The 14,970-nt window shown below is 71.4% G+C and carries 10 protein-coding genes; 9 read left to right on the forward strand and 1 reads right to left on the reverse strand.

All coding sequences use genetic code 11. The annotated features are described in order from the left end of the window. Positions 1–21: 21 nt before the first annotated feature. The gene (locus IEY87_RS30905; protein ID WP_189142352.1) at positions 22–663 is read right to left on the reverse strand and encodes a hypothetical protein; all 642 of its coding nucleotides are present in this window, start codon (positions 661–663) and stop codon (positions 22–24) included. Positions 664–818: 155 nt separating this feature from the next. Here IEY87_RS30905 and IEY87_RS30910 point away from each other — a divergent pair, with 155 nt between their 5' ends. From IEY87_RS30910 to IEY87_RS30950, 9 genes are all read left to right on the forward strand, one after another. Beyond that, positions 819–1,511, forward strand: a complete 693-nt coding sequence (locus tag IEY87_RS30910) for an NUDIX hydrolase (RefSeq protein WP_225277802.1) — start codon at positions 819–821, stop codon at positions 1,509–1,511. 127 nt (positions 1,512–1,638) lie between these two features. Further along, entirely contained in the window at positions 1,639–3,585 is a 1,947-nt protein-coding gene (locus IEY87_RS30915; protein WP_189142353.1) for a 5'-methylthioadenosine/S-adenosylhomocysteine nucleosidase family protein, read from the forward strand. A gap of 336 nt (positions 3,586–3,921) precedes the next feature. After that, positions 3,922–4,584 carry a vWA domain-containing protein gene (locus IEY87_RS30920; protein WP_189142354.1) on the forward strand — a complete coding sequence of 221 codons (663 nt, stop codon included), beginning with the start codon at positions 3,922–3,924 and terminating at the stop codon, positions 4,582–4,584. Positions 4,585–4,800: 216 nt separating this feature from the next. Continuing rightward, entirely contained in the window at positions 4,801–5,295 is a 495-nt protein-coding gene (gene grpE, locus IEY87_RS30925) for a nucleotide exchange factor GrpE (RefSeq protein WP_189142355.1), read from the forward strand. Beyond that, entirely contained in the window at positions 5,296–6,879 is a 1,584-nt protein-coding gene (locus IEY87_RS30930; RefSeq protein WP_189142356.1) for an Hsp70 family protein, read from the forward strand. It begins immediately after the preceding gene. Between the two features lie 3 nt (positions 6,880–6,882). Beyond that, the gene (locus IEY87_RS30935) at positions 6,883–9,396 is read left to right on the forward strand and encodes a fibronectin type III domain-containing protein (protein ID WP_189142357.1); all 2,514 of its coding nucleotides are present in this window, start codon (positions 6,883–6,885) and stop codon (positions 9,394–9,396) included. Between the two features lie 4 nt (positions 9,397–9,400). After that, positions 9,401–10,561 (forward strand): TRAFAC clade GTPase domain-containing protein, encoded by a 1,161-nt coding sequence (locus IEY87_RS30940; RefSeq protein ID WP_189142358.1) that lies wholly within the window; start codon positions 9,401–9,403, stop codon positions 10,559–10,561. Positions 10,562–10,567: 6 nt separating this feature from the next. Beyond that, on the forward strand, positions 10,568–12,808 hold the full coding sequence (locus IEY87_RS30945) for a GAP1-N2 domain-containing protein (RefSeq protein ID WP_189142359.1): 2,241 nt from the start codon (positions 10,568–10,570) through the stop codon (positions 12,806–12,808). Then, entirely contained in the window at positions 12,808–14,937 is a 2,130-nt protein-coding gene (locus IEY87_RS30950) for a TRAFAC clade GTPase domain-containing protein (RefSeq protein WP_189142360.1), read from the forward strand. Before IEY87_RS30945 ends, IEY87_RS30950 begins: the two co-directional genes overlap by 1 nt. The last annotated feature ends 33 nt before the right edge of the window (positions 14,938–14,970 follow it).

Below are 14,970 nucleotides of genomic sequence, written 5' to 3' on the forward strand. Positions count from 1 at the left end.
CTGATGATCTTGGCAGAATGCTCAGTCCGCCGGGCGGCTGTGCTCCCAGGTGGTGGTGAAGAGGAACAGCGCGTGGTCGTACAGAGCGCCGGGGCGGTGCGCCACGATGCACGGAGAGTTGCGGCCGTGCTCGGTCTGGCGATAGAGAGTCAGGTAGGCGACGTCGTCGGTGATGACCAGGCGGTGCAGGTTCGGCAGGTTGTAGAAGCGCAGTGAGACCGGCTGGCCGTGCCGCCTGATCTCACTCACGTACGCGGCGTTGACGCGCACCTGGTCGGCCAGCAGGCCGGGGGAGAAGCCCGGATCGACGCGGCGGATGTCCGACGCCCGCTGGGCCAGCCAGGAGTCTTGGCCGGTCATGGTGTCAGGCAGCAGCACCTGTACGGATTCCGCTGCCTCCCAGACCGGGGCGAAGCTGTCGCGGGTCAGCTCGTTGCCACGACCGGCGAGCACACGCACCCACCGGGCCCGGGCCAGGTCGGCGGCCATCTCCTTGCCGGCGAGCTGCTGTCGTGGCAGCGCCCGGAGCACTCCCAGCCCGGTGATCCGGGACAGGAGCACGGCCGGCCATCGCCGGGCATGCAGGGAGCAAGCCCAGCCGCCAAGGACGGTGAGCGCGGTCGCGAGCAAGGAGCTCACCACCCCGAGCATGAACTCGCCCATGCTTGTCTCCGCTCGACGGTGCTGATGTGGATGATCGATCCACTCTGCGCCCACTTAAAGTCCTACTGACCATAAGTCGCCGCGGTTCCTTTGGTCAAGGTGACCATAGGTATTCTGTGGCGGTGGTGAACAGGGCGTTGAAGTATGACGGGACCGTGTCGGCTGCGGTGACCGTGGACCTGGTGATCTTCACCGTGCGCGAGGCGAGTCTGCGGGTGCTGCTGATCGAGCGGGGGAAGCCGCCGTTCGAGGGTGGGCTCGCTCTGCCCGGCGGCTATGTCCGGGTGGGTGAGGGGCTCGATCAGGCGGCCCTTCGCGAGCTCGCTGAGGAGACCGGCATCGACGGGCGTGAGCTCCACCTGGAGCAATTGCGGGCGTTCGGGGCGCCGGAGCGTGACCCGCGTGGCCGCACCTTCACCGTCGCCTACCTCGCGCTGGGCCCCGACCTGCCCACGCCGGTCGCGGGCACCGACGCGGCGACCGCGCACTGGGTGCCCGTCGAGGCCGCCCTGTCGGCCGAGCTCGCCTTCGACCACCTGGCGATCCTCAAGGAGGGGCTCGATCGGGCCAGGGCCAAACTCGAGTACACGACTGTGGCGGCGGCGTTCTGCCGGCAACCGTTCACCCTCGCGGAGCTGCGACACGTCTACGAGGTCATCTGGGGAATCCCGCTGGATCCCAGCAACTTCCGCCGCAAGGTGACCAAGGCCGCGCACTTCGTTGAGGCCACGGGCGAGTCGCGGACGCCCGAGATCGGCCGCCCGGCCGCGCTCTACCGCCGGGGGTCGGCGGAGCTGCTGTTCCCGCCGATGCCACGGTCGGCCGACGGGGACGACGCGTCCGTCTGACGCGGGCGAACGACGAGGCATCTGCCTGATGCGGGCGACGGGACGCTCTGTAAGCGGCGCGGTGTCCACCTGATGCGGGTGGCAACGCGGTCTGGAAACGGGTCGGTGGATGCGCCATGGTGGAGCCGTGTCGGCTGAGGGCTCGTCCAAGGCTCGCCGTGAGGGGCGCGCCTACCCGCTGGGAATGTCGTTCCGCGCCGCGCGAGAGGCGGCCGCGGCGGTGCGCCGCGCTGAGTGCGGCCGTGCGGTGATCGATACGCTGCGCCCCCGGGGGGTCTCCGGGCTGATCCGGTCCCGGGCTCCGCTGCCGCTGCTCCTGTACGTGGCCGCGCGGGACGGGCGGCTCGTCTGGCGGGACGCCGACGCGTTCGCGGTGCTGGAGTCCCCGCGCGACTCGCGGCTCAGCGGCAGGCCGGGCGGGCTGCTGCGGCACGTGGACAGGCGCTGGGATCTCGTGATGTTCGCCGGGCCGCCGGCCCTGCTGCAGCTCCTGGCGTTGACCACGGTGCCGGTGGGGATGGTGTGGGGGTGGTCGGCCTGGCTGCTGGGGGCCGGGGTGCTGTGCTGCCTGCTGGCGCTGCTGTACGTCGCCCTGATGATGGCCGGGATGCTCGGCACCATGATCGTCAGGTGGATCCGGGATGCCCGCCGTGGTGCGGACCGGTGGGCGGCCGAGGAGATGCGGTTCCTGCACTGGTCCATGCCGCTGTGTCACTGCGCCGATCCTGAGACGGCGCCCGCGCTGCTCAACCAGGTCACCGAACGGCTGCGCGGGCTGGTGCGCGCCCAGGTCGCGCGGGCGGTCGGCGACGTGCGCGCGCGTACGGAGACGGTCGAGGTCGACGAACCGCTGCTCTGCCTCCTCGACGGCGCGACGACCACGCGGATGCGGACGGCCATCACGGTGGCGGCCAGGGGCGCCGGTGCGGCCGGGGTGACGTTCCTGGCGACGGGCTCCGGGTCGGACGTGCGCCCGCCGAAGATCACTGGCCTGGGCTCGGGGCTGGCCCTCTACGCGTTCGCGGTCGCGGTCATCATGGCGGCCGAGGCGTACGTACTGGCGGATTTCGAGCAGGCGGAGTGCGCGCCCGCCTGCGACGGCCGGCCCGCCACCTACGGCACCGCGTTCCGCTGGCTCGCCTGGCGGCTGATCGGCGGCAATCCACCGGATCTCGTGCCCGCCACCTCCCAGGCGTGGGTGGTCGGGTGGCTCAACACGCTGCTCGGGATCATGGCCGTGCTGCTGTTCGTGGTCGCGGTGTGGCGATCGCCTGAGGTGAACACGGAGCGGCATCGACGTTTCCGGAAGGAGATGGAGCCGGTGCTCGGCACGTCAACCGTACTGATCATGGTCGCCACGCCGGAGGAGCGGCAGGCCGTGATCGAGGCCGTCACCGGGGTCACGAAAGCGGCGCCGATCCGCCGCAACCTGGACCTGCACACCGCGTTCGAACTGGGTGTGGTGAGCCGTGCCCGGGTGCTGCTCGCGCAGACCCGCCCCGGGAGCGTGGATCCCGGCGGCGCCATGCTGACCGCCAAGTCGCTGATCGAACAGCTCAACCCCGACTATCTGCTGCTCACCGGCATCTGCTTCGGCCTGCGTGAGGACAAGCAGCGACTCGGGGACATCCTGGTGTGCACCCAGTTACGGGTCATGGATCACAAGAAGATCGCCGAGTACACGCCGGGGGAACCGGTCGAGATCATGCGCGGCGATCGGGTCGCGCCGTCGGTGACCCTCCTCGACCGGTGCCAGAGCGCCAGGCTGACCCAGGACGGGCCGAAGGTGCATTTGGGCCCGATGCTGTCCGGGAACGTGCTGCTGAACTCGCCGACGATCCGCGCCCGCCTGATCGAGGCGGAGCCGGACGGGATCGGCGGCGAGATGGAAGGGCTGGGGGTCTACGCGGCGGCGGCCAGGGAGAAGGTCGACTGGATCGTGGTCAAGGCGATCTGCGACTGGGGGATGGGCAAGAACGACGACTGGCACGAGGTGGCGGCGCGCAACGCGGCGGAGTTCGTCCTGGATGTGCTGGGCAACGGCGGACTGGACCAGCCGCCCAAGCGATCCTGACCTATCGGTTTTTTAGGTCATGTTGACTTAAAGCACGCGTGCCCTATATGGTCCAAGTGACCTTAAGGGAACGCTCGGTCGTCGGGCAGCCTATTCGTGCTGCCTTTCCGATATGCGTGCTGCATCACGCATATCAAAATGAAGCTGTTGCTGATCATTTCTCCGCAGCGGCGAGTGGCGTCATATCCTCATCTCTCACGCCTGTCGTGGTGGAGGTCAATGATGGTGGGAAATCGCCCCCAACTCCCGGGGAAATCCCCCGGGCGGCTGCCCGGCGGTGTTGGTGGGGGCCTGCCGGGCAGTTCGGGAGGATTATCCGGGATTGCCATAATCGGTGTGCTTTTCTTGGCGGTGGCCGCCGCAGGGGTGATCTGGTACCTGAACGGCGGCGGGCAGCGCGCATCGCTGGGCGAGGCGACTCTGGCCGGGGCGCGGCAGGTGCAAGGGGTCGTCTGTCTCGACGTGGCCGGCGACTTCTCCGGGTCGATGGACGACAGCGTCGAGATGAGGGACGAGGCGCTGGCCCTGCTCAAGCCCTTCATGGCCCGCGAGCTGCGGCCGGACGACCTGCTGGCGTCGGTGACGTTCGCCCGTACGGCCTCGCTGACCCTCCCCCCGACCCCGGTGGGCAGTCTCGCGGAGGCCGTCGAAGAGCCGGGGAGTCAGGAGGACGGGCAGTACACGTACTTCATCCCGGCGCTCAAGGCGCTGGATCGCGCGCACGCCGAGGACGGTGAGAAGTGTGTCAGGCGGGTGCTCGTCGCGATCACCGACGGGGAGTTCGAGGACGACGTGGACAAGCTCGTGCCGCTCGTCCGCCACTTCGACCTGGTTTACCTGGCCGTGCCCGACGAGGCGACCGGCTACCGGCCGACGGTCTTCACCGATGCCCGGCTGGCCGCCGTCGTCACCGAGGGCTTCGACAGCGCCGAGGAGCTCAGCCTGCTGTACGGCAAGGCGCTCGCCGCGGCCACCGGTCAGCGGCTCGCGCGTGAATAGGCCGAAATCTCGAATAAGCGCAGCCCGGATTCCAGTAAGCCCCGTTACCGAAGAGTTTTCACGTTGGAATGGCATGCTTTTGTGGTATTCAGCGCGGCACATACTGGATACACTGCGGTGCACAAATTCCCCCGGAGAAAGCGGAAAGCCGCTATGACGATCCCCCCGACAACTCCAGAGTCCCCCGATATGGGGGATATGTCGGATATCTCCTTAGTGACGGCTCTCGACCGGTTGACCGAGGAGATCAGGACCAAGTTCCAGCATGATGTGGACCGTTCCAATCATCGCGAGCAGATCATCGACCGCCTCTTCGAGGAGAACAAGGCCCTGCGCCACGGCCTCCTGCAAGAGGCGCTGACGCCGGTGCGGACCGGCCTCTACCGCCTGTACGACCTCACCGGGCGGGAGGCGGCCAGGCTCCGCGACCGGCCGGAGGACGACGGCCACGTCAGCTCCCTCCTGGAGGCGATCGCCGCCGAGGTGGCCGAGGTGCTGGCCAGGACCGGAGCCGACCTGCTCGACGTCGCGCCGGGCGAGCCGTACGACGCGGCCAGGCATCGGGCGACCCGGACCCAGCCGGGGCCGGCGGGGCAGGTCCTGGCGGTGGTCGCGGCAGGTTTCCACCAGGGGGAGCGCGTGCTGCGCAAGGCGGACGTGGTGGTCGGCGAGGCCCCCGCGCAGGCGGACCAGCAGAGGAAGGACGGATAAATGGCCGTATACGGGATCGACCTCGGCACCACGTACTCCTGCATCGCCAGCATCGACCAGGTCGGCCGGGCCGAGGTGCACCGCAACAGCGAAGGCTCCGACACCACGCCCTCGGTGATCTTCTTCGAGACCCCCGACAACGTCGTGGTCGGCCAGTACGCGAAAGACAGCGCTGTCCTGAAGCCCGGCCTCGTGATCAGCAGGATCAAGCGCGACATGGGCCAGGACGCCCCCAGGACACTGCACGGCAAGCCGTACTCGCCGGAGGAGATCTCCGCGTTCGTGCTCCGCAAGCTGGCCAAGGACGCGCAGGTGGCGACCGGGGAGACCGTGTCGGACGTGGTCATCACCGTCCCGGCCTACTTCGGCGCGGCCGAGCGCGACGCCACCAGGAAGGCCGGCGGCGTCGCCGGGCTGAACGTGATCGACATCATCTCCGAGCCCATCGCCGCCGCCATCACCTACGGCGTGCTCAAGCCGGAGCAGGACTGCCACATCCTCGTCTACGACCTCGGCGGGGGCACGTTCGACACGACCGTCATGACCCTGCGCGGCGGCAACATCGAGGTCGTGTGCACCGACGGCGACCATGACCTCGGCGGCACCAACTGGGACGACACCCTGGTCCAGTACCTGGCGGACAGCTTCCAGCAGCAGCACCCGGACGTCAGTGCCCCGCTCGACAGCGACGAGACCGAGCAGGACCTGCGCAACATCGCGGAAGACCTCAAGAAGACCCTGTCCACCCGGATCAAGCACACCGCCCGCGTGATGCACGAGGGGCGCGTGACCGCGGTCGAGCTCACCCGGGCGGAGTTCGAGTCGCTCACCCAGAACCTGCTGGAGCGCACCCTGAGCATCACCCGCCGGACCGTGGAGACGGCGCGGGCGAAGGGGGTCGACTCCTTCCAGCACCTGGTCCTGGTCGGCGGCCTGTCCAGGATGCCCGCGGTGGCCGAGGCCCTGCAGAAGGAGTTCGGCCTGACGCCCCAGCTCCAGGACCCCGACCTGGCGGTGGCGAAGGGCGCCGCGCTCTACGCCTTCGAGGAGACCTTCCGGCGGCTGCTGAGCTCGGGACAGCAGGCCGAGGCCGAGGCGATGGCGCTGGAAGCGGGGCTGTCCGAGACGCAGCGCCGGCAGATCGAGGGACGGACGATCAAGACGGTCGCCTCGCGCGCCTTCGGCATCATCGCCACCCGAGGCACCCAGCGGCAGCGCTACGTCGCCCATCTCGTGCACGCCAACGACTCGCTGCCGGCCTCCGTCACCGAGGGCTTCGCCACCCTCGACGACAACCAGGCGACCGTCGCCATCCGGGTGATGGAGCAGGCGGGCAGCGCCGAGTCCGACGAGGTCGACGACAACACCACGATCGGCGAAGGGGAGCTGCGCATCCCGCCCGGCAAGCCCAAGGGCTTCCCGATCGAGGTGACGTTCACCCTGGACGCCTCGGGGCTGCTGCACGTCACCGCGCGCGAGAACGAGAAGGGCCGGCAGCTGGATCTCGACATCCAGATCGGCGGCATGTCCGAGGAGGAGGTCGCCTCGTCGCGGGCCTCGCTGTCCGAGATCCGTGTGGACTGACCTATGCCGTTCGACGAGGAGCGGTACGTCCGGGAAGTGCTGGATCCGGCCCGGCAGGCCGGTGGCACGCCCCCGGTGGACCTGTGCCGGCGCTACCAGATCACGGAGGCGATGAGCGCCGCCGAGGTCACCGAGACCGTGCGGCAGGTCCGGCAGTGCTGGCGGCGTTCGCGGCAGATGCTCAAGTTCCGCAAGCTGATCGACGCCCTGGAGGCCGACCACGCCCAGCGCTACACGTCGGTCTTCAAGGCGGCGGCGGACGGCGACATCGACCCGGTGCGCGCCGAGATCAAGCAGGCCGCCGAGCGGGACAGGCAGCGCCTGGCGGATCTGCGGCGGCGGCTGGACGACGCGGCGGGAAAGCTCCGGCTGCTGCCGCCCGACGTCGTCGCGAGCATCGGCACGTCGGCCGGGCTCGGCGCCCAGGCCGCCGAGAGCCTGGCCGCCGAGCTCGGCATCGAGGTGCGCGAGCCCGACCAGCTCCCGCAGTCACCGCCGTACGCGGCCTACGCCGAGATCCGTACGGCCCTCGACACGCTGGCCCAGCGGCACCTGGCCGGGTTCGTCTTCCCCGATACCCCGACCGGCCTCCGGGTCATGGGCGACATTTCCGGCATCTTGGAGCAGGTGGCCAAGGCCGAGGAGCGGGAGCAGCGCAAGCCACGGGGGCCACGGACGGTGAGCGCGGAAATGATCTTCGCTGCCCTGCGCAGCACCCCCGACCCCGCGGCGCTCCTGCGCTACGACATCGCCGCCAGGCTCCGTGAACGCGTCCGCGAGCATCCGTACGACGACACGCTGATGCGGCACGTCACCGACGACCTCGGCCTCGACCCGGGCGAGGCCAAGCGGCTGGTCTACGCGATCCGCCAGGAGAGCGGCGTGCCGGGCGGCCCGGTGGGCCGGCTGCGCGAGCTGGTGGACACGGGCAAGATCCAGGCGGCCGTGGACTTCGTCGAGGCGCTCCCGGCCGAGGCGCTGACCGGCGACGCCGCCGAACTGGCCGCCGAGGTGCGGGCCCGGCTGGCCAAGGCCGTCCGGTTACGCGACGCGGCGCGGACGGAGGCCGACTCCGACCAGGCGTGGCTGATGCTGGAGGACGCCCTGCGCCGGGCCCCGGACCTGTCGGGAGCCGGGGATCTGCTCGCCGGGCTCGCGCCACGGCCGCCGGGCGAGGTGCGGGCCCGGCTGCACGGCGACGTGGTGGCCATCGGCTGGCAGCCGTCGCCGTCGCGGGCGGGCGACATCGCCTACGAGGTCTACCGCAACGGGGTCCCGTTCGCCGAGGTGACGCGGCCGAGCGCCTCCGACGAGCGCCCGCCGGTCAACACCCCCGTCACCTACGCGGTCGCGGCCCGGCGCGGGCAGGCCACGTCGGTGCCGGTGACCTGCCCGCCGCTGACGTACCGGCCCGAGCCGGAGGACGTGCGGCTGACCGCGATCGACGGGGTCGTCACCGGTCAGTGGCGCGCCCCCGCCGAGGTGCTGCGCGTCGTCGTCGAGCGCGACGGCAGGCCCGTCCGGGTGGAGGGATCCGGGTTCCGTGACCGTGAGGTGCGCAACGGGACCACCTATGACTACCTCGTCGCGGCGGTCTACCCCGACGGCCGGGGCGAGGTCACCACGCCAGGGCTGCGGCGCTCCGTCACGCCGCGGGCGAAGCCGGTGCCGGTCGCCGCCTTCACGGTCGAGTCCGGCCGGGGCGAGCTGCTGGTCCGCTGCACCGAGCCGCCGTCGGGCGTGCTGGAGTTCGTGCTCCTCGCGGCCGAGCCACGCTGGCCGTACGGGACGACCGTGCCGATCGCGGACGTCCGCGCGGCCGGTCGCGTCCTGCCGGCCACCGCCACCGGCGACGGGTACGTGCTGCGCTCGGCCGGGACGTCCGGCGTGCTGCTGGCCGTCACCGTCGTGGCGGACAGCGCGACCATCGGCGCGCACCGCGAGCACGTCGATCTGCCCGCGCCGCAAGGGGTGAGCGCCGTACGTCGCGGCGGCACGGTGCACCTCGGCCTGGAGTGGCCCAAGGACGTGCCGGAGATCGAGGTGCGGTGGGACAGGCGGAGCCTGATCGTCACGTCGGCGGCCTACCGGTCGCAGGGCGGCATCCGCCTCGACATCCCCGAGGGCGAGGCGCCGATCCTGGAGCTGGCCCCGACGACCGTGGTGAAGGGCGTCCGGGTGCGCGGCCCGGCGGTGCGGGTGCCGCTCGCCGCCGTCGTGCCGCTCCGCTACGACGTGCGCCACGAGGGCCCGTTCTGGCAGCGTCAGCTGGTCGTGGACCTGACCTGCGAGCAGCCGGCCCGGGTGACCAGGCTCGTCCTGGTGATCAAAGCGGGCCGGATCCAGCCCGGCTCGCCCGACGACGGGCGCGTGCTCGCCGAGTGGGCCGACCTCAGCCCACCGGCGCGACTCGTCGTCCCGATGCCCAAGCAGCCGAAACCCTACTGGGTGCGCTGCTTCGCCGAAGGGCCGGTCGAGCTCATCGATCCACCCGTACGCGTCCTGAAAGTGGGATGAGCCGATGATCACCTGCCCGTACTGCTTCGTGAAGGTGGCGCCCGCTCGGATCGCGTTCCGCTGCCTGGGCAAGAGCGGCCGGACCGAGGGCTGCGAGCCGCGGCCGGACGAGGTGCTGGGCGCGTTCCGCGGCGGCGCCGCGCCGGCGTTGCCGCCGGTCTTCTCCGTGCGGCGGCCGGGGCGGCGCGCCCTGTGCCCCGCCTGCTCCCGGGAGACGGCCTGGCGGGTCTGCCCGTCGTGCCACAGCAGGCTGGCGACCGAATACTGCGCCAATCCGGGGAAGATCGTCGCTCTCGTCGGGGCGAAGCACGCGGGCAAGAGCACCTACATCGCGGTCCTGATCCACGAGCTGATGAACCGCATCGGCGAGGAGCTCAACGCCTCGCTCGTGCCCTGCGACGACCGGACGATCGAACGCTACAAGACGGACTTCGCCCGGCCGCTCTACGGTGACCACACGCTCCTGGACGCCACCCAGTCGGCGGAGGGCGCCCCTCGTGACCCGCTGGTCTACCTGCTCACCCGCACCGTGGGCCGGATGCGCCGCCGGACCGCCTCGCTGACCCTGGTCCTGTTCGACACGGCCGGGGAGGACCTGCGCGAGCGGGAGATGAGCGAGCTGCATCTGCGCTACCTGAGCGCGGCCGACGCGGTCATCTTCCTGCTGGACCCGCTGGAGCTGTCCGGCGCGCAGGCGGCGCTGCACACCTCGGCCAGAGAGCGCGGCGGGACGCTCGCCAACGACCTGATGAGCGACCAGATGGACGTCGTCGTCCGGGTCACCGAGCTCCTGCGCAAGCGGAACAACGGGCGGCTGTCCATCCCGGCCGCCGTGGCCCTCAGCAAGATCGACGAGCTGCGGGCGTCGATGGAGCGCCAGTCGGCGCTGCACCGCACCCGCGACCCGGCCGGCGCGCTCGACCTGGACGACCGGGAGGCCGTGGACGAGCAGGTCCGCGCGCTGCTGCACCAGTGGCAGGCGGGCATGATCGACCGCTACCTGAGCCAGCAGTACGACGACTACGCCTTGTTCGGGCTGTCGGCCCTCGGCGACGTGCCGGAGGGCAAGACGGTGGCACGCAGCGGAATCCGCCCCTATCGCGTCGAAGACCCGCTGCTGTGGCTGCTGTACCGGTTCAAGATGCTCGACGGCATACGGAGGTAGAACGTCGTGGCTTGGCAGCTCCACTACACATCGGCGGCGACGGGGCCGTCCGGGCGGGCCGGATTCCAGGTGGTGGCCGACAGCCCGGGGCTGCCCGCCGGGCCGGCCGCCGAGGTCACGCCGTTCCTCACCTACCGGCCGCCACCCGGCACGCCGACCGCGCCCACCCGGGAGCAGATCCGCGCGATGCCGGTGGCCCTGTCGTACGCGCCGGCCGGCGACCGGCACGCGCTGGTCCGCTGCGTCTATCTCGGGCAGGACTACTCCGGCCGGTACGGCAACTTCCTCGGTCACGCGCTGGTCCTGGCCGACGGCGACCTCGTCGGACTGCGGCCGATCGAGTTCTGGCGGGCGGCCCTGTGGGCGGACGCCCCGGCCGACCCCGGCACCGAGCTGCCCGAGCTGACCGAGCTCACCCCGGGCACGGCGCTGGACCCCGAATCCCTCGGACGCTGGCTCAGCGCCGGCGGACAGGCCGCCTACCAGCGGCTCGGCACCCTGCTCGACCTCGTCCGGCGCAACCTCGTCCAGGGGTACGGCCGGCTCGTCCTGGTCGGCGCGGACGGCGAGGAGATCGTCCGCTGGATCGCGGTGATCTCGTACTCGCTGCCGTGGGAGGCGGTCACGCGGCTGTCCTTCGTCACCTACAGCGGGGACCCGGCCGCCACCACGCAGCTCATCGTGGGCACCACCCCCGACGTGTGGATGCCCTCCGACGTGGACGCGACGGTGGTCGTCCTCGCCGAGGAGCCGCAGCCGGCCGAGACCGGCAGGTTCGCGCGGACGGCGCGGGAGCTGTGGCGGTCCATGGACTTCGACGGGATCGACGAGCTCGCCGGGTTCGGCACGGCCGACCCCGACACGGCGGCGGCGCTGGTGGCGCTCTGCCTGACCGGCGCCACGCTGTCGCCCGAGGAGCAGGCGGCGGTCGCCGAGCTGATCGAGCCCGGGGTGCCCGGCTGGGTGTGGCCCCATCTGGGCAAGCGGGCCGACCTGCTCGGGTACGGTCTCGCGGCCGCGATCAGCGCGCACGGCCCGGCCGAGGCCGCGGAACCGTGCGCCGCGCGATGCGTCCTGCTGGCCCTGCGCGACCCCGCGCTCGGGCCGCCCACCCGGGCGCTGCCCGAGGCGTACCGCGAGCAGGTGGCGGCGGTGGCATGGGCCGAGCTGGCGGCGGCAGACCGGCTCGACCACCTGGTCGCCGTCCTGCGGGTAGCCGAGGCGGCGGGGCTGCGCGTGCCCGCGGCCAAGGTGGAGCGGGCGGTGGCCGCCCTCGTCGAGCCCCAGCTCACCGACGTGCCCGCGCAGCTCGACCGGACGCCGTACCGGTGGCGGGAGGCGCTGCTGGCGGGGCTGGTCACCGGACTGGAACAGGCCACGCCCGCGGTGCGGGCGAGCGTGCTCACCCCGGAGCTGTGCCGCTCGCTGGCCGGCCGGGACCTGCGGGCCGCACCCAGCACCGCCACCGCCGTGATCACCTGGCAGACCGGCTCGGCGGCTCTCGACCGGGTGGAGGCGACCCTCCAGATCCTGCGGCTGAGGCACGGCACCGGAACGATGCGCGAACGGGACACGGCGTTCAAGGACATCTGGCGGGAGGATCCGACGGCCGCCGAGCTGCGCCGGCTCCTCGACGCGGCCGGTGCGCACCTGCCGGACTACCACGCGCTGAGCAGCCTGCCCGGCCGCCTGTTCGTACGGACCGGACTCAAGGACGAGCAGGCCGTGGAGATCGCCACTCGCGTCAGGACGGCCAGGATGGCGGGGATCGTGGCCGATGACGCGGAAGCGCTGCTGCTCGCCATCGGGCTGGCCGGCGCGCGCACCCCCCAGCGGGCCGCGGCGGAGGTGGGCCGGCTCACCGCGCTGGTCCGCCACCTCGACCAGGATCTCGCCACGCTGGTTCTGGCCCGGGCGGCGAAGACGCTGGCCAAGCAGGATCCGTTGTTCCGGATGGCGCTGATCAGGCACCTGTCCAGGCCGTCGCGGGAGTGGCTGCTCCAGCAGTGGCTCAGCGTGAAAGCGGGCCGGGACGAGCAGGCGGCGCTCCTGGAGATCGCGATCCGGCTCCGGGACGTCGGCGAGCCGGTGCCCGAGCTGGAGGAGTGGGCGCAGTCCCTGGTGAACGGCTGGTCGCCGTTCGGGTCCATGGAGAGCCGGTTCAAGAAGGACCCGGAGCTGTCCGAGGGCCTGCGCAGGCTCATGAAGCCGAAGCGGCGCGGCATCCGGCTCTGGGGGAACGACTGATGATCTATCTGATCGTCGTCGTCGCCGCGTGGGCCTTCGCGATGTGGGTCGGCCTGATCGCCGCCGTCTTCCTCTATCCCGTCGCCCTGCTCGGCAGCACGCTGACCGCGATCGGCCTCTACCTCATGCAGGTACGGGCGGTCCTGATGCCGGACACCTCGGCGGGCCCGTCGCCGGTCCTCCCGCAGGACCCCGGCAAGGGGCGCGATCCGGCCTACCGCCACTACCTGGCCGCGCAGGTGTGGAAGGACTGGCACGTGATCCTGCGCACCGCGTCCCCGATCATCTCCGCCAGGATGGACCGGGCGCTGAGCAGCTTCACCCGCTCGCTTCTCACCGGGCGGCAGGCCTGGTTCGTGTTCCCCGTCTGGCTCGGCATCTGCGGCGGGATCCTGTCGGCCGTGGTGCCCGTCCTCCTGGTGGGCGTGCTCATCATGGCGCTGTACGCGGTGAGCGTGGTGGCCGGCCTGCTCGTCTGGCTGATCTGTGTGGGGCTGCTCCGGGTCGTGGACCAGACGTTCGTGCTGGCGTACCGGATCCTGCAGACCTGCCCCTATCCCGGCTGCTACGCCCGGTTCACGCTGCCCGTCTACGCGTGCCCGACCTGCGGCAGCAAGCACGCCAAGCTCAGGCCCGACCTGAACGGCGCCGTCCGGCACGTCTGCCAGTGCGGCACCCGGCTGCCGACCACCATCCTGCTCGGCCGCTACCGCCTCCAGGCGCACTGCCCGCACTGCGACCGCCTGCTGCCGACCCGCGTCGGGCGGGTGCGCATCGAGCCGCTGCCGTTCGTCGGCGGGCCCGACGCCGGCAAGACGACGTTCATGGCGCTCAGCGTGGACGCCGTCCACAGCGCCGTGACCGGGGCAGGCGGCCGGGCGCTCTTCGCCGACAAGAGCGACGAGCAGGCGTTCCGGCAACTCCGCCGCGAGCTGTCGTCGGGGCGGATCAGCAAGACCCTGCCCGACCTGCCCAAGGCCGTGATGCTGGACGTCGCGCTGGCCGGCCGGACGGGCGACAACCGGATCCTCTACCTGTTCGACCCGTCCGGCGAGCACTACACGGGGGCGAGCAAGGTCGAGGCGATGCGCTACCTGTCCCACGGTGAGGCGCTGATCCTGGTCATCGACCCGTTCGCGCTCCCCGACGTACAGAACCACCTCCTGGAGGCCGAGCGCCGGGCGTTGAGCGCCAAAGGGGTCGTGCTGTCCGCCGAGGACCCCGCCGACACCTTCGCCCGGCTCCGCAACGAGCTGGCCGGGCGTGCCGACGGCGGCAAGCAGCGCCGGGTCGCGGTCGTGCTCACCAAGGCCGACCTGCTCCGCGAGACCACCTCGGGGCGCGGCATCGAGGACATGAGCACCTGGCTCAAGCTCATGGGGCTGGGCAACCTCGTCCGGGAGCTGGAGCACCAGGGGGCCGACGTCCGCTACCTCGCCTCGGGCCTGCCGCCGCGCGGGCCGGAGATCGCCGAGCTGCTGGGCTGGCTGGCCGGCCTGCGCCTGAACGGCAACCTGGCCGGGGCCGCCGCCCCGAACAAGACCGAGCTGACGGCCGGCGACGCCCGCCGACCATGGGACACCAAGCCGCGCCCCCAGGGCCGCCCGCCCCTGAGCTACCTGATCTTCAGGAGGGCGTTCGCCGGCGCCATCATGCTGACCTCCGCCCTGATGCTCGTCCTGTTCAGCCTGCTGCTGCTCAACACCTGGCTCCCGGACGACGACGCGACGGCGCTGGACAGCACGGCGTCATCGTCCCTGGTGGCGGACCCGCTCGGGCCGGAGCTCGCCGGTCGCTGGAAGGGGACCGTACGGCAGTCCGGCGACACCTACACCGTCGACCTCCGCCTCAAGCGGGGCACGCCGCCCGGCGAGCCGGTGGGCACCATCAAGTATCCGAAACTGGGGTGCTCGGGCACCCTCACCCTCGAACCGATCGACCCCTCCACCGGAGTGACCCTGATCCGCGAGGAGATCGACGACGACCCGCAGCGCACGTGCGCGCCCACGGTGTGGCTGGCGATGCGGCAGACGGCGTCGGGCAAGGCCGAGCTGGAGTTGTTCAGCGGGCATGTGGGCTTCTTCCGCCGCGACACTCCCCTTGCCACCGCGAACCTGTCGAAGCAGTAGTGACCTTCTGGGTGTGACGCGGATACCCCGTTA

The sequence above is a fragment of the Nonomuraea glycinis genome, from assembly GCF_014646515.1.
GTDB lineage: Bacteria > Actinomycetota > Actinomycetes > Streptosporangiales > Streptosporangiaceae > Nonomuraea > Nonomuraea glycinis.

Bases quoted from the DNA above. Each gene is read 5' to 3' on its own strand.
- IEY87_RS30905 (WP_189142352.1), bottom strand. From the start codon at position 663: ATGGGCGAGTTCATGCTCGGGGTGGTGAGCTCCTTGCTCGCGACCGCG.
- IEY87_RS30930 (WP_189142356.1), top strand. From the start codon at position 5,296: ATGGCCGTATACGGGATCGACCTCGGCACCACGTACTCCTGCATCGCC.
- IEY87_RS30935 (WP_189142357.1), top strand. From the start codon at position 6,883: ATGCCGTTCGACGAGGAGCGGTACGTCCGGGAAGTGCTGGATCCGGCC.
- IEY87_RS30940 (WP_189142358.1), top strand. From the start codon at position 9,401: ATGATCACCTGCCCGTACTGCTTCGTGAAGGTGGCGCCCGCTCGGATC.
- IEY87_RS30950 (WP_189142360.1), top strand. From the start codon at position 12,808: ATGATCTATCTGATCGTCGTCGTCGCCGCGTGGGCCTTCGCGATGTGG.